General features: G+C 55.1%; 17 protein-coding genes and 1 pseudogene. 12 read left to right on the plus strand and 6 right to left on the minus strand.

All coding sequences use genetic code 11. From position 1 onward, the window contains the following. Nucleotides 1-456: 456 nt before the first annotated feature. Nucleotides 457-2,007, plus strand: coding sequence for a hypothetical protein (locus KRAC_RS00800; RefSeq protein ID WP_007903739.1), 1,551 nt, complete (start codon nucleotides 457-459; stop codon nucleotides 2,005-2,007). A 153-nt stretch (nucleotides 2,008-2,160) separates the two neighbouring features. On the opposite strand, the gene KRAC_RS00805 is transcribed toward KRAC_RS00800, so the two are convergent. Then, complete coding sequence (locus tag KRAC_RS00805; protein WP_007903745.1) at nucleotides 2,161-4,977, minus strand: winged helix-turn-helix domain-containing protein; 2,817 nt, start codon at nucleotides 4,975-4,977, stop codon at nucleotides 2,161-2,163. Nucleotides 4,978-5,407: 430 nt separating this feature from the next. On the opposite strand from KRAC_RS00805, the gene KRAC_RS00810 reads away from it, so the two are divergent. From KRAC_RS00810 to KRAC_RS00845, 8 genes are all read left to right on the plus strand, one after another. Next, the gene (locus KRAC_RS00810) at nucleotides 5,408-6,583 is read left to right on the plus strand and encodes a PAS domain-containing protein (RefSeq protein ID WP_338010096.1); all 1,176 of its coding nucleotides are present in this window, start codon (nucleotides 5,408-5,410) and stop codon (nucleotides 6,581-6,583) included. 3 nt (nucleotides 6,584-6,586) lie between these two features. Beyond that, nucleotides 6,587-6,922, plus strand: a complete 336-nt coding sequence (locus tag KRAC_RS78985) for an ATP-binding protein (RefSeq protein ID WP_040441677.1) — start codon at nucleotides 6,587-6,589, stop codon at nucleotides 6,920-6,922. A 9-nt stretch (nucleotides 6,923-6,931) separates the two neighbouring features. Further along, nucleotides 6,932-7,330: a response regulator gene (locus KRAC_RS00820; protein WP_007903746.1), complete on the plus strand. Its 399-nt coding sequence runs from the start codon at nucleotides 6,932-6,934 to the stop codon at nucleotides 7,328-7,330. A gap of 268 nt (nucleotides 7,331-7,598) precedes the next feature. Continuing rightward, a complete protein-coding gene (locus KRAC_RS00825) occupies nucleotides 7,599-10,202 on the plus strand; it encodes a PAS domain S-box protein (RefSeq protein ID WP_040441678.1) in 2,604 nt (867 codons plus the stop codon). Between the two features lie 247 nt (nucleotides 10,203-10,449). Further along, nucleotides 10,450-10,887, plus strand: a complete 438-nt coding sequence (locus KRAC_RS00830) for a MerR family transcriptional regulator (protein WP_007903748.1) — start codon at nucleotides 10,450-10,452, stop codon at nucleotides 10,885-10,887. Between the two features lie 18 nt (nucleotides 10,888-10,905). Continuing rightward, nucleotides 10,906-11,817 (plus strand): SDR family NAD(P)-dependent oxidoreductase, encoded by a 912-nt coding sequence (locus KRAC_RS00835; RefSeq protein WP_007903749.1) that lies wholly within the window; start codon nucleotides 10,906-10,908, stop codon nucleotides 11,815-11,817. 55 nt (nucleotides 11,818-11,872) lie between these two features. Next, nucleotides 11,873-12,643: an NAD(P)-dependent oxidoreductase gene (locus KRAC_RS00840; protein ID WP_157506244.1), complete on the plus strand. Its 771-nt coding sequence runs from the start codon at nucleotides 11,873-11,875 to the stop codon at nucleotides 12,641-12,643. 179 nt (nucleotides 12,644-12,822) lie between these two features. Then, the gene (locus KRAC_RS00845; RefSeq protein ID WP_007903751.1) at nucleotides 12,823-13,506 is read left to right on the plus strand and encodes a TetR/AcrR family transcriptional regulator C-terminal domain-containing protein; all 684 of its coding nucleotides are present in this window, start codon (nucleotides 12,823-12,825) and stop codon (nucleotides 13,504-13,506) included. 529 nt (nucleotides 13,507-14,035) lie between these two features. Here the strand turns inward: KRAC_RS00845 and KRAC_RS00850 are convergent. Then, complete coding sequence (locus KRAC_RS00850) at nucleotides 14,036-14,932, minus strand: transglutaminase-like domain-containing protein (protein WP_007903752.1); 897 nt, start codon at nucleotides 14,930-14,932, stop codon at nucleotides 14,036-14,038. A 195-nt stretch (nucleotides 14,933-15,127) separates the two neighbouring features. Here KRAC_RS00850 and KRAC_RS00855 point away from each other — a divergent pair, with 195 nt between their 5' ends. Next, the gene (locus KRAC_RS00855; RefSeq protein WP_007903753.1) at nucleotides 15,128-15,436 is read left to right on the plus strand and encodes a hypothetical protein; all 309 of its coding nucleotides are present in this window, start codon (nucleotides 15,128-15,130) and stop codon (nucleotides 15,434-15,436) included. Nucleotides 15,437-15,568: 132 nt separating this feature from the next. On the opposite strand, the gene KRAC_RS00860 is transcribed toward KRAC_RS00855, so the two are convergent. After that, the gene (locus tag KRAC_RS00860) at nucleotides 15,569-16,897 is read right to left on the minus strand and encodes an integrase core domain-containing protein (RefSeq protein WP_007903757.1); all 1,329 of its coding nucleotides are present in this window, start codon (nucleotides 16,895-16,897) and stop codon (nucleotides 15,569-15,571) included. 338 nt (nucleotides 16,898-17,235) lie between these two features. Between KRAC_RS00860 and KRAC_RS00865 the strand changes: the two genes are divergently transcribed. Next, entirely contained in the window at nucleotides 17,236-19,239 is a 2,004-nt protein-coding gene (locus KRAC_RS00865) for an NACHT domain-containing protein (RefSeq protein WP_157506245.1), read from the plus strand. A 227-nt stretch (nucleotides 19,240-19,466) separates the two neighbouring features. Here the strand turns inward: KRAC_RS00865 and KRAC_RS78020 are convergent, their stop codons facing one another. Together KRAC_RS78020 and KRAC_RS00870 are read right to left on the minus strand one after the other, a co-directional pair. Further along, nucleotides 19,467-19,835: an IS110 family transposase gene (locus KRAC_RS78020; protein WP_075164130.1), complete on the minus strand. Its 369-nt coding sequence runs from the start codon at nucleotides 19,833-19,835 to the stop codon at nucleotides 19,467-19,469. Then, entirely contained in the window at nucleotides 19,795-20,664 is an 870-nt protein-coding gene (locus tag KRAC_RS00870; protein ID WP_157506246.1) for an IS110 family RNA-guided transposase, read from the minus strand. The genes KRAC_RS78020 and KRAC_RS00870 overlap by 41 nt, the downstream gene beginning before the upstream one ends. Between KRAC_RS00870 and KRAC_RS64980 the strand changes: the two genes are divergently transcribed. Continuing rightward, entirely contained in the window at nucleotides 20,606-21,211 is a 606-nt protein-coding gene (locus KRAC_RS64980) for a hypothetical protein (protein ID WP_211221227.1), read from the plus strand. The two genes, KRAC_RS00870 and KRAC_RS64980, sit on opposite strands and share 59 nt — an antisense overlap. Before the next feature lie 60 nt (nucleotides 21,212-21,271). Here the strand turns inward: KRAC_RS64980 and KRAC_RS00875 are convergent. Next, nucleotides 21,272-21,685, minus strand: a pseudogene (locus KRAC_RS00875) (reverse transcriptase N-terminal domain-containing protein); the annotation flags it as partial. Between the last annotated feature and the right edge of the window lie 658 nt (nucleotides 21,686-22,343).

Consider the following 22,343-nt stretch of genomic DNA (forward strand, 5'->3'; position numbering starts at 1 on the left):
GCTCCAGGCTCTTTCTATAAATCTACCTCATAAGCCATCAAAAAACTGTATAGAGGACAGGGGAGGGTATCAAGAGTTCATCAATGAATTTTGCGGTACCCTCTCCTGCCTGGAGTTGCCCCTATTCGGTGGAAGCCAAGAACAGAAGAGGGTATCTGTAACGAAAGTGCAATGTCCTTCGCTTCTATAAGAGAGGAATATCAAGAGAGGAATATCCCTTATGAACAAGAGCAACCCGACCAGTAACCACCAAGAACCAGCCTAATCGAGATCATGTATCAGCCGCTGCGAAGCATTTACTCGATCGGGTCCAGAATCCATCGCCTTCAAGGGAATAGGGTACTGCATGATCATGTCGTGAGGAGAAAGGCGACTAGCTAGCTGGTGAGGAAGCCTTGCATTGATAGGAGAACGTCGTAGTGAGGCACAAGTTCTAACATTCTGAAGGACAGGTGTATGAGCATCCTTCACATCCCACTCTTCACGTCAGATCGGCCCTGCCAGATAGGAGTGGGGTTTCATAACGTTGGTGCCACTGGCTCCTTGCGTGCCTCCAACGAAGGCGTTGCCAAAGAGGCTGAGGCAACCTATGCAGGGCGCTGCGGTCACCTACCGCTGCATGCCAGGACGGTTGGGCTGCTTCTCGAAGTACCCACCCTGGACATATGCAGGCAGCTCGCATACCTCAGTTACCTCTTCGGCAAAGAGATTGAACCAATGCGCTTTGCAACATTCCGGACAGCCGCGCTGGCGCACCAGCAGGACATACCTGGACAGAAGGCATTGATCATTCCGTATATCAATGTCCCCGAAGCGGAGACATTAATCCAGGAGACACTGGGGGCCGAGACGTGGGGATTGCCAGGCAAGATGGTCCACCTCCTCAAAAACAAGGCCGAATTTTACCACCTCCTCGATGTGTTCCACTCGGATGCGTTCCAGGCACCGGACTATCGGATCGCCACCATCGATGCTCTGGCGAGAGTAGCCCTCTGTTTCCTACCCGAGATCGAAGCACTCTATAGGCAAGCAGGGCTCGCTGGGAGATACCCACTGGGTCTGGTTATGCGTGCCGCCGAATCGGAAGGCAACCGCAGTTCTTGTCTCGTCGTTGAAAAGGCTGGACACATCAGAGTCATCCAGCATGGCGAAGCCAAAGGGGCCGGACATTCCGCTTCTTTTTCGCATTGGGCTAATGCTCTTCACAGTGCGCAGCAGGGACTCGTGGCAACGATGAACACGGACAAGGAAGACAGGGTGGTAATCAGTCGCTATCTCGATGTAGAGGACTCACCCGGCATGTCGATGGTCATCATGGGTGGGGAGGGAGCGTCACTTGGCTGGAACAGCCAGCTCCAAAGAGCGCGAAGAGCAGGAGATACCGCCTGCATCGGAACAAGTGCCTATCATCCACAAACGGCGGCGTTACGCCGCGTGCAAGAGCAGTACGAGGAACGCGCAGCCACATTCTTTCTCGATGTGTTGCTCAACACAGCCGCTCTCTGTGGCATCCCGTTCAACGCCCTCCGTGGTATCGCCAATATCGACCTCATGATTCCCGGTGCGCGTGAGCACTATCTGAGACAGCAGCGCAAGCAATCGCCAGCGTTGTATGTCGCCGAATGCAATCCACGCTGGACCAATTATACGGATGCCATCATGACGGTGTTGGGAGCCAGCAGAAGAGTGGCCACGATTCAGAATATGCGGAGTGTGATCCGGGAGGGGATTGTTACTCTTGATAAACAGCCTCTCCCAGAGCAGCTCGACCCGGCCAGCATCTGTGAGCGTCTCGTTGAGTGTGACGATGAATGGCAACAGCGGGGCCTGCGCATCATCTGCCGGATGGCGAAAAACCCTATGGGCCTGATCTATGTGGGCAACGTACAGCAGGCGTGGCAGGAAATGGATGCCATCATTCAGGCACTGCTTCAATGTGAGGCTAGAAGGCGGCATGTATGCCTTCACCATCAGCTTCGTTGCCTGAGCACGTCTGCCTGTTCCTGAGGAACCACGACCACCACGTACGAAAACTGCTGCCCAGCAAGACTATCGATGGACGAAGCGCACGAAACATGTGTTTGCTATACCATCATTGCTCGGTTTCCGCTTTGCTCCGCGTAGAAGAGCGCAGCCGCCTACGTTGTGTTACAAAAAGGCTTACTCTCCCTGGGAAAGGAGACCAAGAGCCTGTGCTCGCGCGACCGCCTGCGTGCGATTGGTGGCTTCAAGTTTGCTGAGGATATGGGTAATGTGATGCTTCACTGTGCCAGGTGTGACCACCAACGCTTCCGCAATGTCCTGGTTCGAGGCACCGCGTGCGAGCAGGTGTAACACGTCCTGTTCACGTGCACTCAAGGGGTCCAGGAGCGGTTGTAGGCTCAAGGATGGCTCTTTTTCCAGCTGAGTCGGCTGGGGTATCGGTTGCTGGTCAAACGCACGCAAAAGCGTCTCCAGATACGGGAGATCTTTCGCCAGGGGTTTCTGTTTTCTGAGCTGGGAGAGTAATGCAGCCAGAGAGGGCCCTTCGTCCACAAAGGAACGGATGTAGCCTTCTGGTGCGGCTAGATGCACGGCCTGCGCAAGCTGTGCCAACGCATCTTGCTGTCGCTGGAGCATCTGATACGCCTGCGTTTGCAAGAGCCACATTTCCAGCACATGGTCCCATCGCTGCGTGGCCACTGCTCGTTTGACCAGAGAGGTAAGCAGCTTCAACGCATAGTCCGGTTCGGATTCGGCCAGCAGTAGGCGAACGTATGCAATGTGCTGTCGTTCCCGCGCCAGCGGAGAAACCAGCGGTTCTTCCTGTTCCAGATCGCTCATCCAGCGTCGTGCCTGTTTCAGATCGCCACATGCCAGCCAGAAACGCATCTGATCGACGCAGCTCAAGAGCGCTGTGCGATACGGCGACGACATGACTCTCCAGGTATATTCCAGCTGCTGTGAGGCTTTTTGGGCTTCCTCCAATCTCCCTTGCGAGAGGGCAATCCGCACCAACAGGGCATAGGCGAGAGGTAAAATCGCCAGGATTTCGGCCTGTTCGCCCAACTGGATCGCCTGTTCGGCGCGATGGTGGGCTTCCTCTAACTGGTTCCACTCGTGCAAGATCCTGGCCTGATAGGTATAGGGCCAGCATAAGTGAGTTGGCTGGTGCCCCTCAATGGTTTGGAGCGCGTGGATCGCCTGTTGACTCCATTGCCATGCCTGGTGCAATTTCCCTGCTATGGTCATTTCCCATGCGCGCTCGCAACAGTAGATACTCTCGAGCGCTCGATCCCCCTCCACTTTGATCCAGCGCCATGCAGCCTGCAATTGCTGCATGGTGGACGGTACCTGTTCCTGAGCGACGTTCGCCCGAGCCTGGGCAAACGTCACCTGGACCTGTGTCGCCCATTGTTGTTCCTCCAGATGGGTGAGCGCCTCCTGACAGAACGCTCGGGCCGCACCCGCATCACCTTGATAGAAGCTCGCAATCAAGCCATGCAAGGCGGCGATCTCCCCCAGGAGATGGAGTGGCGCCTCTGGTTCGTGTGCATCTTGCGCCATGAGTCGCTGTTCTTCCCGCTGATGGGCACGTGTCCAGGCACGTCTGGCATCATGAACCCAGCTTTCGGCGACGTCTGGCGGAGTGGTCCAGAATAGGCTCTGAGCCATGCCCAGACACAAACGAGGTCGCTCGCGCACGACCTCGCGGGGAAGTTGCTCTATCCAGCGAGAAGGCAACGCGTTCTCGCTCCAGTTCCAAGCGTGCTGAGAGGGAATCTGTTCCAGAAGCCACGCGGCCCAGGGCCACTCATGCGCCTGCAGCGCATGCTGGATCGCTTCGCCACGCGCCTGATGGGCCGCATACCACCGACTGGCCCGCAGATGCAGGCCGGGCACCTCGGTGGGAGCGGTCTGCTCCAACCGAGCACGCAGAGCCTCGGCAAAGAGGGGGTGATAGACATACCACTGCCGCTGCTCATCCAGGGGACTGAGAAAGAGATTGGCCCGTTCGACTTCCTCGAGGAAGAGCTGGCTGTTCTGCTGCTCCAGGACCGCATTACACAGGGAGGTGCACAGGCGGGGTAAGATGGACGTTCGCAGCAGGAAGGTCTGCACCTGCGCTGGCTGGCGGTTCAGCACTTCCTGCACCAGGTACTCGAACAGAGCGGACTGGGTTCCCTGGAGTGCTTGCAGCAGATCGTCGAGCAGCGCCTTCCCCTTCAAGGAAAGCGCTGCCAGTTGCATACCCGCCCACCAACCTTGCAGGCGTGCGTCCACGTCTTGGATGTTCTGCACGGAAAGCCGGAGATCCATTACGTCGCGCAGAAAGGCGATCATCTCCTCTCTGGTTGCGCGCAATTGCTCGGTGCGTAATTCCAGGATTTGTCCCCGAGCGCGCAGCCGGGCAAGGGAAAAGGGAGGATCCGTCCGTGTCGCTAAGACCACACACAGGGTTGGTGGCAGGTGCTCAAACAGTGAGGAAAGTAGGGCCTGGATGGATGGGTCCGTAATCTCTTCATAATTGTCCAGTACCAGCACCAGGTGCTCATTGTGCCGGGACAAGCCATTGATCAGAGCTGCGAGCATCGCTTTCCAGGAGGGGCGTGGTGTCTCGTGGAGTGCAGCAAAAGGGAGACGCGAGAGTCCGGGATGACACTGCTCCAGCGCGGTCAGCACATAGGTCCAAAACTGAACGGGAACGTTGTCGCCCGCGTCAAGCGACACCCAGGCCACTGGTAGGTGACCTGGAGGAAACGAACGTACCCAGTTGGCGAGCAGCGTGGTCTTTCCAAAGCCTGCGGCGGCAGAGACAAGGATGACGTGTTGGTGGAGGCCAGCATTGAGCAAGGCCAGGAGACGAGGGCGAGCAATGATCTCATGGGAGGAGGCCGGAGGAAGGAACTTGGTCGCAAGCAGCGAATCAGGAGACAAGCGCGAGGTGGGTTCGGGTTCGGGTGCGTTGCTCTGAAGTTTCTGGTTCGTATGGTCCATAATCGTTTCTCCTGTATGGAGGAACCCTCGTTAGCCCTTGTGCGGATAGGAAGGAGGTCAACACGTTCCCCCTATGACTCGTTGCGGTGGGATCGTTTTTCCTCGTTGCCTCTGCCCCTGCGTATTCGCGTTCGCCAACAAAGGACGTCAACAAAGTAATATACCTTTCAGGCCGGGTGCCAATTGTTCCTTCTCCCTGAGAATGTCTCCTTCTACCCATGACTTTCCCTTTGCTCTTCTAGTATACTCCGAGTCTGCGATCATTCGTCAGGAAAAACGCTTGACGATAGGTGATAAATGACACCATTTGCCCAATCAAAGCAGGAGAGATTCTTCAGGGATGGAGGCACGTGAGATGGGAAAGAATATCATGACTCATAGAATTAGAAAAACGGATTATCAAGGTATAAAAGAAGAGTGCTATACATTCATGGATGCCCTGCCCCAATTTGTCTGGCTCATGCAGCCTGATGGCTCTCTCATCTACACGAATCAACGCTGGCGCGACTATAGCCATCCACTGTCTCAACACGCTGGAGAACAGAAGGGGTTTGCGCGTCAGCAGCGTGATGACTGCCAACCCATTCAGGATAGGCAGCGAATGCTGCCCCACGCAGACTCCCCCTCTGAGAAAGAGATCTGGCTTCAAAACCTCCATCCTGAGGATAAAGAGCGTGTCCTGGAACTGCAGCGCCAGGCATTTATAAGGGGTGAACCCTACAAGTTTGAGTATCGCCTCAGGGATGGACATACAGGAACGTATCGCTGGTTCTTCTCACAGCATGTGCCACTTCGCAATAAAGCAGGGCAAATAGTCCAGTGGTTGGGCAACTGCACAGATATCGATGACCAGAAACAGACGGAGGAAGCCTTACGAGAGAGCCAGGAGCGCGCGAGCGCCCTGGTGAACTCCAACATTATTGGGATCAATATCATCGAAGGTGAGCAAATCGTGGACGCCAACGACACCTTTCTGTGCATGACCAGCTATACCCGCGAAGACCTGCGAGCCGGGAACATGAACTGGTTGCACATGACGCACCCAGACTATCTGGCTCGCACCCAGCAAGCCCATCAGGAACTTGCCATCCAGCAGGCGATAACATATGAGAAAGAGTACGTGTGTAAAGATGGCAGTCGCCTTCCGGTGCTTGTGGGCGGGGTCCTCTTCCAGCATCACCCACACCAAGCGATCGGCTTTGTGCTGGATAATTCCGCCCGCCGGGAGTTGGAACAGCGCAAAGATGCCTTTTTGGGCATGGTCAGCCATGAACTGAAGACGCCCCTTGCCTCCTTGAAGCTGCAAACGCAACTCTTGCGCAAGAAGCTCGGGAAACAAGACCTTCCCAATATGGAGGTGGTGTGTGCGCGCATAGACGCACAGCTCAATGCTATCACCCGCCTGGTCGACGAGTTACTCGATATCTCGCATATCCAGACCGGGACACTGGAATATGCTCAAGACACGGTCGATCTGGACGAGATGCTTGAGGACGTGGTGGACGTGGTTCAGGGGATGCACACAACCCATACCATTGTGGTCCAACATGCTGCATCTCCCGCTATCGTGGACGGAGATCGCGATCGGCTCGCACAAGTCTTCTAGAATGTGCTCAGCAATGCCATCAAATATGCCCCCGATGCCCCGCTGATCGACGTGGTGCTCACCACCGAAGCCTCGGCAGCCACGATCAGTGTGCGCGATCAGGGGATTGGCATCCCACGAGAGCTACAAGGGAGGGTCTTTGAACGGTTTTACCGGGCAGTCTCGCTCCAGCAGCGCGCCTTTCCAGGGCTCGGGATGGGTTTGTATATTGTCGCGGAGATTGTCAAGCATCATGGGGGGACGATTCGGGTCGAAAGCGAGAAGGGAAAAGGCTCAACCTTTCACCTCACGTTCCCCCTTACCACCTCGCGGGGCGAGATCTCCCGAGGCAGAGAGTGAGGAAGAGCGATGGACAAGAGCCAGCAGGCAGGATGTGAACAGGTGTACCGCATACATATTCTCATCGTCGACGATGATCCTCTCCTGGGCGATCTCCTGCTGGAAGCCCTCCAGCAGGAAACCTATGAGGCGCAGCATGTCCTGAGTGGAGAGATGGCACTGACCACCCTGCAAACGATTATTCCCACGTTAGTGCTGCTGGATTATCATCTCCCTGGGATGAACGGTCTGGAACTGGTGGGCTGGCTGAGGAGCCAGGAAAAGTGGGCGCACATCCCTGTTCTCCTGATGAGTGCGGATGTACCACGAGAAGCCCGCGGCAAAGAGCATCTCAGAACGCTGGGGAAACCCTTTGAACTGGAAACACTGTTGCAATCGGTCGCTGAACTGCTGGTGTCAGGGGCATAGGGTGGTCCTGGCGATACATTGGGGTCGTTTTGCGGTAAGCGGATCTGCTTGCCTCATGTGGACCCACGTATGCCGATGCGTTCGCGAGGGCGCGGGATGTCCACATGATCGCCAGGTGGACGAGCAATTTTACTGGCATCCAATTGTACAGTTTACTTCCTTCTCGAAGCTATCACATCATTTCAAGAGACTTCTTGAGGTCAGAGCAGGTACGCATCTTCGCTCCCAGGGATGGGGACATACATGTGAAAGGGACATCTATCGCACTATGTCGGATACAAAGCAGATCAGGCGCCTCACCCCTTCCTCGAGTGAGACGCTCATCACACTTCTTGAGACGCTTCCTGGTGCCTTGTTTATCATTGATGACGCCGCGACAATTGTCTATGCCAATGTGAGCGCGCAGACGCTCACCGGAGCCACACGAGAGGACGTCTGTGGCAAGCCTCTGTGGAGTGGCGCTCCCCACCTGGTGAGCACCGCGCTCTATCAGGCTGTGCTCAGGGCCAGGCAGACGCGGAAATGGACCGAAGTGGAATATCGTTCCCCGGTGACCCAGACCTGGTTCCATGCACAGCTCTTGCCCACCGGAGTGGGCCTCGCGGTTTTGTTCCAGGAAAACACGGAACCGAAGCGGTTCCAGGATGCCCTTCGTCAGAGTGAACAGAAATATCTGAACCTGCTGGAGAGCGTCTCTGACCGGATGGCAGTCTTAACCCCTGAGGGGCTGGTCCTGGAAATCAATCAACGTCCCTTAGCAGACTCACTCTGCCAGCGAGAAGAGGTAGTCGGCAAACCATTCATCGAAACCCCCTGGTGGTCGTATGATCCGGCGGTCCAGCAGCAATTACACACTGCGATTGAACAAGCCAGCCGGGGGAAAAGCGTGCACTTTGAGGCCAGGATACACCCTCAAGAGGGGTGGTATCTGGACCTTACAGTGACGATGACCCCGCATCTGGATGCAGACGGACACGTCGAGTACCTCATCTACGCAGGCCGGGATATCACCGCGCGCAAACGCGCCGAAGCGGAACTCCATGCCCTGGTTGATGCGATCCCCCAGCAAGTCTGGACCATACGACCGGACGGCTATCTCGACTATTGTAATCAACGCTGGCTCGACTATACCAGCTTGAGCATCGAACAAGCACAGGGTGATGGGTGGATCCAGTGCCTCCATCCCGATGACCGGCAACGTATCCAGGACGCCTGGCAGATGTCCAGGAAAACAGGCATGCCCTTTGAAACAGAACAGCGCCTGCGCCATGGCATGACTGGGACATATCGCTGGTTCTTGGTCCGCGCCCTCCCGGTGCGTGATGAAACAGGCCAGATCATCAAATGGTTTGGCACCAGCACCGACATTGAGGAGCAGAAACGGGCGGAGCAAAAGCTGAAAGAGAGTGAAGAACGATTTCGTTTGCTGGCCGAAACGGTGCCACAGGTGGTGTGGGTGGCACGACCCGACGGCCAACACGAGTACACAAACCAGCATTGGTGTGACTACACCGGGTTGACGCTTGAGCAGATCCAAAGCGACCGCTGGGCTCAGCTCCCGTTCTTCCATCCTGATGATCGTGAAGACAGACAAGCTCGCTGGCAGCATGCCCTGGACACGGGAGCAATGTATGAGCACGAAGGGCGTCTCAGAAATGGCCAGACCGGGGAGTATCGCTGGTTTTTAACTCGCGGGGTGCCAATGCGCGATGAAGCAGGCCAGATCGTCAAGTGGTTTGGCACCAGCACCGATATTGAGGAGCAGAAGCGCACCGAGGAAGCCTTGCGCCAGAGTCAGAAGCGCGCGAGCGTCCTGATGAACTCCAACATGATCGGGATCAATATCATCGAAGGGGAGCAGATTGTGGACGCCAACGACACGTTTCTGCACATGACTGGCTATACTCGCGAAGACTTGCGAGCTGGGCGTCTGAACTGGATGCGCATGACACTTCCAGAGTATCTGGCTCGGACCCGGCAGGCCCATCAGGAACTGGCCGCCCAGCAGTCGATCACGTATGAGAAAGAGTACGTGTGTAAAGATGGCAGCCGCCTTCCCGTGCTCGTGTGCGGGGTCGTCTTACAGCATCACCCGTTCCAGGGGATCGCCTTTATACTGGATAACTCGGCCCGCAAGGAGCTCGAACAACGCAAGGATAGCTTTATCAGCATGGCCAGCCATGAGCTCAGGAACCCGCTTGCCTCCTTAAAGATGCAGACCCAACTGGTGCGAAAGCGCCTGGAAAAGCAAACCCATCACGAGGCTGCCGCCCTCCTTTCCCGGGTGGAGGGACCTGTCAAGCAACTTGAACGCCTGATTGGCGAGTTACTGGATGTCTCCAAGATCCAGGCGGGCAGGCTGGAGTATCTGCAGGAGACGGTCGATCTTGATGCGTTGCTTCATGAGGTGGCCGACACCATGCAACAACTCTCTCCGACGCATACCATTGTGGTACGTGGCGCGGTCCCCTGCTCATTGGTCGGGGATAAAGATCGACTCTGGCAGGCCTTCACCAATCTGCTCAGCAATGCCATCAAGTATTCTCCCGATGCCGAGACGGTCGAGATGGATCTCTCCGCCTCCGCTGAGATCGTCATGATCCGTGTACGCGATCATGGTCTGGGCATCCCGCGCGAGCAGTGCGACAAGATTTTTGATCGGTTCTATCGGGTCTCGGGTCCCCGGCAGAGAGCGATCCCTGGCCTGGGCATGGGGCTCTACATTGTGGCCGAGATTGTCAAGGCTCATGGGGGAACCATCATGGTGGACAGCGCCGTTGGGAAAGGCTCGACCTTTACGGTCACCCTTCCCACGAGAACTTCTCTGTCAAGTCCCTGGATAGATAGAGAGAAACAGAGAGGTAAGCAATGAAGCCACAGAACGCCAGGATCAGGCATGAGGAAACCTCCCGCACTGTTCTCAATAGGCGGGTAGCATGCTGGTTTGCCTGCTCGCTGTTCGTTTGCCCCGCTCAGAACTGGAAAATAGGATCGGGATGCAGGTGCGTGTGGTGACGCCATCAGCTTGCAAGTGCGGCTGATGCAGCGCGGCGACTTTGATCTCTTGACTTAAAGCGCTTTAAGTTCTCTATACTAGAGCCATGAGAATTGCACCAACCATGTCAAAGTCGGAATCATTCACGATTCAAGAATTGTCTCATCAGAGTGGTCTGCCTGAGCCTACGCTTCGATACTACGAGAAGATTGGCCTCATACAACCTGTTCCGAGGGATCCAAGTAGCGGTCACAGACGGTACCCTGCCGATACCGTGCGTGTGGTCAATGCACTTGCTTGCCTTCGCGCCAGTGGTCTCTCCATAGAAGATATGCGAACGTATCTGCAATTGCTCGAGAAAGGAACGCAGGGCGCTACACAACAAAAGGAACTCTTTCATACTCATGCCAAAGAACTCGAATGCCAGATCGAGCGCTTACAAATCAGAAAACAGTATCTTGAGGGAAAAGTTGCCTATTGGGATGCTTTGGAACGGGGAGATACCGAGGCGGCCCAGCGCATAACTGAAGAAAATCATCGTATTGCCGCAAAGCTTACATAGCGAACGAAAGGAACGATTATGGAACGTATTACGACGCCTTTTGGATTTTCCTCTACTGCTGATGAAGTGGCAGAAGGCATTGATTTGTCAGGCAAACAGGTGGTGATTACCGGAGGGGCATCGGGGATCGGCTTGGAAACGGCACGAACGCTGGCCCACATTGGAGCCGAGGTGACGCTCGCTGTGCGAAATACCGACGCAGGGGAGCAGGCTGCAGCAGACATCATCGCCACCACGGGGAACCAGCATGTTCATGTCGCCTGGCTCGACATAGCTGATCGAGCATCAATCGCCGAGTTTGTTGCCGGGTGGAACAGACCACTGGATGTCCTCATCAATAACGCTGGTGTCATGGCCATGCCAGAACAACATACACCTGAGGGCTGGGAAATGCAGTTCGCCACCAATTCCCTGGGACACTTTGCCCTGGCCCTCGGTCTTCACAACGCACTGGCCGCTACGGGGAACGCACGCATTGTCATGGTCAGTTCCTCTGGACATCTGATCTCACCAGTGATTTTCGACGATCTGCACTTTGCCTTCCGCCCCTATGATCCATGGATTGCGTATGGACAGTCCAAAACTGCGACCATCCTCTTTGCAGTCGGAGCCACTACTCGCTGGGCAAGCGATGGTATTACCACCAATGCCTTGATGCCAGGGGCGATCGCCACCAACCTCCAGCGTTACGTCGGAGGTCTGCGGACCCCACCAGAGCGACGGAAAACGCCACAGCAGGGGGCGGCCACTTCTGTTTTACTGGCCACATCGCCGCTCCTTCAGGGCGTGAGTGGACGATACTTCGAGGACTGCAACGAGGCTCTCGTGGTGACGAATGGCAATGGCTACGCGAGTGGCGTGGCACCCTACGCTCTCAATGCCGAGAACGCTGATCGCCTCTGGGAAGCATCATTGCGCCTCCTTGCCTGATACTGCTGTTCCTCTCTCCAATTGACCTCTTTCTGACTGAAGGAAAGGAAATGCCATGAGCACTATGCGAACGAACATGACCATGACAATTGGCTTCGTGGGCTTCGGGGACCAGGGAGCTCCGATCGCACGCGCCATTGCTGAAGCTGGCTATGAGCTGCATGTATGGGCGCGACGTCCACAGTCGCTCGAAGCGCTGACAGGAGTGAAGTATCAAGCCTATGACACTCTCAGTGAGATGGCGGCAGCGAGTGACGTGGTGGGGCTCTGCCTCACCGAAGACTCCGATATCCGGCACGTTGCCCTTGACGGTGGCCTTTTGGCGAACATGAAGCCGGGATCTGTGCTGGTCAACCATGGGACAGGTCTCCCCGCGTTTGCCGCCGAACTCACCACCATCGCGTCTGAATACCAGGTCAACGTGATCGACGCCCCGGTCAGCGGCGGCCATCCAGCTGCAGTTGCGAAGCAGCTTCTGACGATGGTTGGAGGAGAGCCTGAGGTGGCGGAACGCTGTCGCCCTGTGTTTGAAACGTTTTCAAAGAAAGTCGCGTACATGGGATCGGCGGGTTCAGGGCAGATGGCCAAGCTGATCAATAATGCCCTGTTGATGATGAATCAGAAGAATATTGAAGACATCCTCCAATTCGGGGAACACGTTGGTCTCGCAATCCCTGCTCTTGTAGATGTGCTACGTGCGGGAACCGCAAGAAGTTACGCGCTCGAAGCTCTGGAACAAGCCGGTGTCCAGGAACTCATCATTATCTTCACCAATGTGCTCGAACTGGAACCGCTACGCATCTTCGCCCGCGAATTTTTGGCCTAACACCATCATTGAGACAAATATCCCGGTTGGTACGCAGCCAATCCCGCTCTCGTACCAACTAAGATATTTGCCTCTTCTCTTTACTCGCAAGGGCATCCCTGGCAGAAGCGCGATAGATATCTCTGACCAGGGGTGCCTGGGCAGAACAAAGGCAAGACACGAAAAGAAGGAGACCAGAAATGCCGTTACAACGTGAAACAGTGGCGCGTGCCGCTCTGCATTTAGTGGATGAGGTTGGGTTGGACAGTTTGACCATACGTCGTCTTGCTGCGCACCTGGATATTCAAAACCCGTCGTTGTACTGGCACTTTAAGAACAAGCAAGAACTGCTTAACTGTATGGCCGAACTGATGCTGACTGATTTCTTTGCTGAACTGCACGAGCCAGAGCCAGACCAGGACTGGGCTGATTGGCTGACCATATATGCCCGCCAGTTGCGCAACATAATGCTTGCGCACCGCGATGGAGCACGAATCGTGGCGGAAGCCGATCCGTCGCGGTGCACGTTCTTCGAGGGTTTCGAATGGGCACTGAATGTGCTGCGGCATGCTGGCTTTGATGGAAACGAGGCCGCCATAGGAATAATAACGCTCCAGAACTATGTTCTGGGCAATGCCTTTGAAGTACAAGCCCATCCCTTTTCTCTTGCATCTGACGCGGACGAGAAACATCTGCCTGCCTTGAGGCTTTCTCTCGATAAAGAACGCTTTCCCAACGTTGCTGCTTTTCTTCACACCCCTGCACTTTACTCATCTCCCTGGGCTTCCACACAGTTTGAAACAGGATTGTCACTGTTTCTGGACGGCTTGCGTGCATATTTTGCCCAGGAACGCTCAAACAAGCTGAATGGAGAGAACTCCTGAGCGTTCATCGGAGAAATGTGGCTCACCATCTTCGTGATTGATGAGCTTGACGGTGGACTAGCGACCGTGGCCTGACTGAAAAAGCAGCCCTGGTTTCCTAGCTCGTTCGCTACCATATGAAAATGAGCCAGGGAAGCCGTCCTATCACTTAGCGTTGTTTTCGTTCCATTCATACTCAAGGGCCAACAACGCCACATGGCCTTGAACGACAACTGACGTCGTTCAAGGCCATGCAATAGAGCAAATTGCGTTCCTGCACAAAATCGTCAGGACCTTCGTCTACCCTCCTGGATAGCCTCTTTGGACTGTTTTTCTATTCCAACTTTCTGTTCCTACTGTGGGCAAAGCCCAATGATCACTGGTGATGTAGCCGCCTGGAAAACCGCTAGAGAAGCGGATTGCGGCCCAACGTTTTTGTAAATTCGGGAGGTCAGCGCAGAGTACAATCCCCCGCCAAATCATCACAAGCGCAAGGTGAGAGAAGGACGTTCTTACAAAAGACAAAAACGCCCCTCTTCGTATCCTCACGCTAGAGCGTAAGCAGAACTTCGTGAAACCCCAGTGCTGGACTACTGCTGCACACATGACCATCCAGGCGCACATAAGCGTTCTGCGTAAAACAATGCTTCAGTTCCGCGAAGGCTATGTCACTGTTCTCAGTCAGGTCAGCGATGCTATCAAGCAGGTGGGCTTCCTCATTGCTAAATTCTTTCCTCAGCATCATGCCCCACGCGTCCCAGCAAAGCATTTCACCCTTGTTGAGGGCAGCAAGATCCTGCAACACTTTGTCACGTACCAACCACCAGCCACGTATCTCTTGGTTCTCAGGATGAATGCCAAAGGCCTCTGGCTTCACCTCACCGATGCGACAGCGCCACCACGCCACGCCGCCTGTCAAGAAACGCCCATTGGGCATATCCCGCACATCGAAATCAATGCCATTATGCTTGATCAAGAGGGCGTCCATCTGAGGATCAACCATGCGCCAGCGTCCCTCGTGCCAGTATTCCACAACTACGTGATCGACAAAGAAGCCCGGCCAGGGACTGATATAGCCGGCAAAGCCCATACGAACGCGTGCGGGAACTCCCTGATAGCGAAGCATTGAGCAGAGCAGCACCGAGAAGTCCCGGCAACACCCTACCAAGCGCTGCTGCGGCTTTCTTGCCTCACTCAAAGGACGCGCATCTAGCCCAAGCATCCGCGCCAACATCAGCTCCACGTAGCGCGTATCTAGCTCGCGTTCGCGCTCTGCCGTTATCTGGCAGCCATACAAATCACCACAGGCATAGTGGATGATCAGACCTTGAACAATCGTGCAGAGGGCTTCAATGCCCTCTGGAAGATCTTTGTAGAAGGCAACGTATTTCCCAGGTTGGGTAATTGGACTCTGTTTACGGTAAAACGCTAGGATCTCGTCTTTCATATTACTAGCCCCCTTTTTTAGCCTTGTAGGAACATCATTACTGTGCTTCATCGCTCGATATGTTTCCCTGCCAAGACTATAGAGGGAGGAACCTGACACCTAGTGTCAGGTTCCTCCTTAGAGTTGCCAACTGAAGAGACAGCTCTAACAAGATGAGGGCGAATGGCTTTTTCCAGCTCAAGAAGGAATGGCTTTATGCTCAAGGGCAAGCATATCTTAGGCCATTCACCAACACTGGACCTCCCTGGTAATGATTTGGCCTGGGATGTACTCCGCGCTGACCTCTCGAATTTACAAAAACGTTGGGCCGCAATCCGCTTCTCTAGCGGTTTTCCAGGCGGCTACATCACCAGTGATCATTCTTCGCGCCGATTGTATGACTTTGCGTCATCGTCTCCCCAACCAAGTAGCCTCATTGAAACCACATCAGGGAAGAGAAGCAACAGACCTGAACATGATATGTCCCTGCTCATGAAAAGCGGAAAAAAGAGTGTGGATGGTTGAGGTTGAGAGAGTGTGGACGTGGTGGGAAGTGATGTGCAGAGGACGTCGCTGGCCATACGGCTCCAACCGTTCAGCCGCAGAGCTGAACAGGTCAGAGAACGTCTCCGTTGTGTTCGTCGTCCAAGCTCCGCTTCACCAGAGCGCCAGTTGCCGAAAATGGCGCTCGCTCGCCGAGAGGCGACGCTCCTCGGCCAGGGCTTCCTGCATCATGAGGGCGAAATAGTCTTCCAAGGGCATCTGTTGCCCGTAGAGATGTTTGATGGGCACTGTTTTGAGCATGGTGGGGCCATGCCAGACCAGAAATGTTCGCTCGCTCGCCACCACCTGTAGGGCCATGTATTGCCCTGCGACCTGCTGACTGATGTAGTAGGGGGCCAGATCCACGTTCACACACCCATCTGCTCCCACTTTACGAACGAAGATCTGTCCCTCGATGGCTTGAAGCCAGGCATCGGGGTCCACCATCTGCGGAAGCGCAGGCAACGTCGGCAACGTTGGGAAGGCCACCCGTGGCGGAACGTTGCGACAAGCGCACCCCTGGTGTGGCCTTTCCCAATTGTAGTGCTGGATGAAGGCTTCGGTGACCTCTCGAACCTCTTGCAAGGTACCGGGGCGTTGGACGTGCAGACACTCTTGCCCGTAACTCTTGTGATACCGCTCGACAAACGCATTTTTGTCTGGTCGGTGAGGCGGGCACACATTGGGCTGGATGCCCAGACAGAGCAGCAAGCGACGAAGGGCAGAGGGAAAATCCCGTCCGCTGCTGCTTCCAACCCACCTGGGATCGCGGTCAAAGGACATCATCGGCGGTCGACCATGCTCACGCAAGAAGCCGATGACAGTTTGCATCGCGGTTTGCGCATGGAAATCTTCCCGGGCTTGAGCGCAAAGCAGCACCGAGGTGCCAGCATCGATAAAGTTGCACACCTCCACAATGTGTTGCCGCTTCCCTTCCTGACTTTCACTGCTGGGAACCGTGCTGACATCTTTAAAGTCCATCTGGATCTCTTCGAGCGGCGCTCTTGACTCCAGAGGCTGCTTCTTGGGCGTGAGGTGCTCCAGGATGCAACCATGTTTGTGCAACATCTTCCACACGGTGCGCGTTGAGCGCGGCAAAAGCACGTGCAAGGCTTGCAACTCTGGATCACGCTGCAGATAGTACAACAAAGCGCGTGGTCCTGGCACGCGATGAAGATGCTCTGGAGGAGTCTGGCGCATCTCGACGATGCGCTCCTCCACACGTGGGTCCCAGGACGGATACGGAGCGTGATGGGCACGTGAGCGGGACAAGAGGACCTGTAGATCATGGGGATCGGCCTGGCGCAAGCGTTTGCGCCATTTCTTGACCCAACTGATCGACCGTCCGACGGCCTGGGCGTAGTCCTGCACCCTCCAATCGGGGTAGCGCATCAGCACATCGCGCAAGCGAGCGCGATCGCGCATCCATTCTTCTTCCATCATTTTCTTCCTCCAAGATGAGGAGTCTCGAAACTAGTTTCTGTGCTGATTCTACCCCTTTCCTCCACGTTCTCTCTTCCCTCTCCTGGATGAGATGGACACGAAGTCGCTACCGCGCTGAAGTGACGATGACGCAAAGTCATACACCGATTGATCACTCTTCACCCTAAAATCTGTCTACTCGTCGCGCTTATTACCACAAGTGGAGCATACCATGAATTCGTGCTAGACTGCAGGCTCATTTGTTGCTAGAGATTAGTTTGCGTTCTATACTGTAGGAAATGATTGGACAGGAAGGAATGTACTTTATGTCCTGGCAACAGCAAGGAGACACTTCTTCTGTGAACCACGAGGATATGGTGCCATGGTGGCTTTGGCTTTGTCGTTTCTTGTGGAAGATTACTGCCTTCCTTCTCACCTCAGTCGTCTTATCTCTGGCCGTCAATGTCGCATCGACCTGGCTCACCACACCAAAAGGGATGTTTCCTAACGATTCCCCCTTGAGCGTCTTGATGACGGATTGGCCTATCACCCTTTTGGTCTGTGGGGGCTTGGTCTTTCTGACCGCGCTCTTCTGGACCATCAGTCACAGAAGCTTTCTGGAGAAAGCCATCGCTGGTGCCATTACGCTACGAGAGCGTAAGCATATAATCCGACGACTTTCTGTACGCTATAAACAGATACGCTCTCAGTCCTTACAGGGAGCGGTCCAGATCGAACTCGGATTGGTAGAGAGACCTACTGCCATTCACAATGAAGCTCTTCTCGCGCTGCGTCTCCCAGAACAGGCTGACCAAGCGCTTCCTCTTCATACCTCCATTGTCGATGCCTACAATCTCGCACAGCAGGAATTCCTTGTCCTGGGAGAGCCAGGAGCAGGCAAATCGACGTTGCTGCTCGAATTAGCACACCATCTCATTAAGCAGGCCGAGCGGGAGCACGATCACCCCTTGCCTGTGTACTTACCACTCTCCACCTGGGCGACCCACCGTCCACCGTTGCAGAACTGGATGATTGAGCAATTCGCATCTGTCTACGATATTTCTCGGAACGTGAGTCAGCGATGGATTCAGGCCGGACTCGTGCTCCCCTTGCTTGATGGACTTGACGAAATGGAGGAGGCTGCGCGTCCTACCTGCATTGCTGCCATCAATGCCTACCATCGTGATCACATGTCCCCTCTGATTGTCTGTAGTCGGACCAGTGAGTATGATCATGCGGCAACACAAGAGAAGCTCATGCTTCATACAGCGGTGGTGGTGCAACCGCTCTCACGAGTGCAGGTGGATACCTACCTGACCACACTGGGCAAGCCACTGGCGGCGTTACGAACCACTCTCAAGAAGAATCCCGCATTGGCAACGCTGGCGACCACACCCCTGATGCTCCAAATCCTCATCTTAACGTATCATGGAACAACCGTGCGACAGCTTTCACACAAAGCATCAGAACTCCAGAAACAGATCTGGACGGCGTATGTCCAGCACATGGTCCAGCACAAGGGAGATGCTACACACTATCCCTTCGACCGCACTACTACCTGGCTTGGGTGGCTTGCCCGATACATGCAGAAGCACAACCTCACCATCTTTTCTCCCGAAGATCTGCAACCAGATGCTCTTCCTCGCCCATCCGCCATCATCTATCGTTGGTGTGCCAGGCTGATCATTGGGCTGCTTTTGGGTCTCCTCTTCGGGTGGCTCTGCGGGCTGCTCATGGAACCGATTGCCGGGCTAGTGGCTGGATCAATCCTGATGGGAATAACCATCGTCGGAAAACTGGACAACCTATTTGAACCAGCCTGGAAAAAAGCACCACGATCTGAAAACAGGCGGCATTTGTCCATCAATCATACGTGGTTGCTCGCAGGGTTGGTAATGGCGCTCGCCATCGGGCTGCTCCTGGTGCTCGTCTTCGGACCACAAATCGATAGCAAAAATATTAGCGATACGGTCGTCAAGCAGGCATCGGACCCCACAGTAATGTTTTCGGACCCCGATGTGCGGTGGGCTGCCTGGACACTACGCGATGTGAAACAGAACGGAGGACATATCGGGTGGGGATGGGAGGCTGGTCTCACCATAGGAGGGGTTGCCGGACTCCTCATTGGACTGGTCTTCGGATGGGGCATCGTCATTCGACGCATCATCCTCCGTATCTTTCTCTGGTATCTGCGCCTGTTCCCCTGGAGGGCTACCCCCTTTTTTGAGGACGCTACAGCTCGTATACTGTTGAGGCGCGTTGGAGGAGGCTATAGCTTCACCCATCACCTATTACTCGAATACTTTGCTGATCTGGATACCACATCATCTTCCACATCGCCCCCTGCCCATCCAGTACAGTAGAAGCTGCCGCCAAATGCGCTGCCGCGAATCGGGGAGGCATCTTCGTCACTCAGCGCATCACTGATTCGAGAAGAAATAGGTCCAGTGATCGATCTTTGCAGAGACCGATGAAGTACCCTTGTCAAGTAGAAAGAAAACCAGAAAAACACGCAAAAATCTCTCTGACCCCGAAAAGGCTCTGGGGCCTTCCAGATGAAAAACCTCTTTGATGGTCTACTTGGGCGGGCTCAACCGGAACGAGTCGATGCGGGTAAGTGATAGGTCCGACCATTGAAGATGAAGCTGTCCATATGAGCTCCGATCCCGAGCCGATCCAGCTCGCGGCGCACAAATTCGACACGAGAAAGCCCTTGTCGCGTCGCGGTCGATTTGTTTCGCGCCCATTCCATAATCGCCCGTGTGACCATCGCCTGGTCAGCATGCCGATCAGCTTCCTGTTTGGAAAGCACATGCCAGATGATCACGAGCAGCTTGCGTGCAATAGCTACAATGGCTTTCTTCTTGCCGATCCGCATCGCCAGTCGCTCAAACTGGTCTTTCCAATGAGGATGGTGCTCAACCGCCATCCAGGCTGCTTCGACTAATGCAGCCCGCATGTCCCTTCGCCCCTGTTTGGTAATATGCCCGGTTTGGTAGGTCTGGACTGCAAGCGTGGACACTCGCTCCCAGACCAGCATATCCCACGAGTTGTTTCGCGCTGGGAAAGCGCATAATATCTCCGATAGCGGCTAGGAGAATGAGGGCATTGATGACCCCAATGCCGGGCACCTGGAGCAGAAAAACCACCTGACTCGCCCACGGCTCGGTCCCACTTAAGCGAGTCAGTTCTGTTTCCACTTCTCCAATCAATGGCTCTAAGCTCTCTAACAAGCTCAAATCCTGGCGGATGCGTAGCTTCTCAACCGCTGAGAGGGAAAGGTTCTCCCACCAGGGGCGCTGAGCCCGAAGAAAGAGCCCTGCGGCTGGTGGAGCGATGTTGTAACGATGTAAGGTGCTGCGTAACCGGTTCTTGGCCCGCGTACGCTGACGAATCAAACGAGCGCGGTGCGCGATGAGACCTCGCAGCTCACGCACGTCCTGGGGAGGAATCCACACCACAGGAATGAGACCTGCGGCCAGGAGTCGCGCCAGGTGCAGCGTATCGCGCGCATCGGTTTTGACGCGAGCAGTGGTAATGAGTTTCACAAGGTTGGGATGAGCGACTGTTACAGAGGAAACCAGGGGACGGAGCTGGTCACAGAGATGCCAAGCATTGGTGGTAGCTTCCAACACAACCGCGTCCGTCAAGCAAAGATGCTGTTGGCTCCAGGAAAGGAAATCATCCAGATCGACTCGGCGTGGGGAAAGGACCACCTGCTGGGAGGGATTGACCGCTCCGACAACGACCTTTGCCCAGCGCAAACAACTGTTGCGATGGTTGATCAAGGATGTGACGCTCTCTAAGCGTGGCAACGTCATCGATGTAGCTATTCGTTGGCAAACCGAGGCCCTCACGCGCCTAGCCATCCCACGTCACAAAAAATCGTGGGAGGAACGTCAAACCAGCCAAGAGGTGGTAGCTCGCGTACGAGAGTTGTCGCCGCCCCATACCAATGCGCAGATTGCAGCCAAGCTCAATGAGGAAGGAGAGCGAGCTGGAATGGGAGGCTCGTTTACGACGAGCAAAATCGAGTGGATTCGCTATGCCTATCACATTCCTACCGGATGTCCAGAACGTCCGAGGGCAGCTCCAACTGGGCAGCGGGGAGACGGGCGCTACTCGGCGCGAGCGGCTGCGGAATTGCTCAACGTGGATGTCTCGACCATTGCCGAGTGGTGTAAGACGGGGCGGTTGGAAAGCGTTCGTTCTACCCCTCTGGGACCGCGCTGGGTCACGCTCACCCCTGAGATCATCTCCGCGCTACGCAAGCCCATCAAGCGGAAGTGGAAGCGGCACCAAGCTCAAAGGGGGAAGCAGCCTGTGGTAAAGTAATACTATGATGGTGGATCGGAAGATTTGATCCACCAGGAGGAGGACACATGAAATCCCGAACATCGCCTGGAAAGAGAGGCAGTGTGCTGCCCTTATCGGAATTGACAGGGGCCTCAGTTTGTTGTTGCTTTTTGGAATATACACCCGCTTCAGCGGTTGAGGATGATAGCCTCGTTGCTTGAGCGATTGTATGGCCTTTGCCTTCTTTTCTGGAGCATTCCAGATGTCTTTATCTACTCCAGGAGTGTTCTTGCCTTGGTTTTCCGTCACTCGTCTGACGGCAAGCGCTTTGCCACTGAACGAGTGGGTTAACAAGCGTTGCAGGGCTTTCACCTTGCCCCGTTTGCCTTCCTGTGTTGCCTTGACGATACGCGCTTGGAGCCGACGCACATTGCGGTGAACGGCTGTCCAATTGATCTGGCGCCATTTCACCTCGTTGTGGGAGGCTGCACCAGCAAACGTGTTCGCTGTCATCTGCTTTGCCTCCTGTGTTCGTTAATCAAGTTTTCTCGTCAAGAAAGACCAAACGGAAGTCTGCTCGCTTTCGCGCGGGATCATGTTGTCTTTTGACGTCATCCCTATCCACCCCATTACAGGTGGCTTTCGCTTTCTCCGTTTTCCTTTGCCCGCACTCCCATGGGCCGTCCTTGCGGTTGGCTGTCCCTTTCGGGAGGACTACGGGTTTACCACGTTCCGTATGCATACCCGGATCGAGTAGGTTCTGCCTCTGCGCCGGTGGATACAGCGTCTGCGCCAGGGTAAGGGGACACCCCCTGGACCAATCCACACTGCCTTTTGGCTCAAGCCTATCAGCATCTTTGGCTTGTTTTCGGTGACGACGTTTTGAGCAGTTCACATCTGTTAACCATACGATCCAACCCTAGTTCCCGACCGCTTTGATGCTAGCAGTCGTAGTGAACTCCTCGCGGGTTCACTACCGCTTTTGCAAGCGAGGCATCCATTGTTCCAAGAGCTTCACACCACCGGATTACTCCAACCGCATGTCTTGGTAGGGTACTGGGGGCAGAACCCCAGGTGAAATCCTGTTCATTCAAGTCTCACAGCTATTCATACGGCCTCGTGTCGCACGTCCTCCTCCAAACCGTGCGTCTTAGCGGGGATTTTGGGAGGA

The organism is Ktedonobacter racemifer DSM 44963, assembly GCF_000178855.1.
Taxonomy (GTDB): domain Bacteria; phylum Chloroflexota; class Ktedonobacteria; order Ktedonobacterales; family Ktedonobacteraceae; genus Ktedonobacter; species Ktedonobacter racemifer.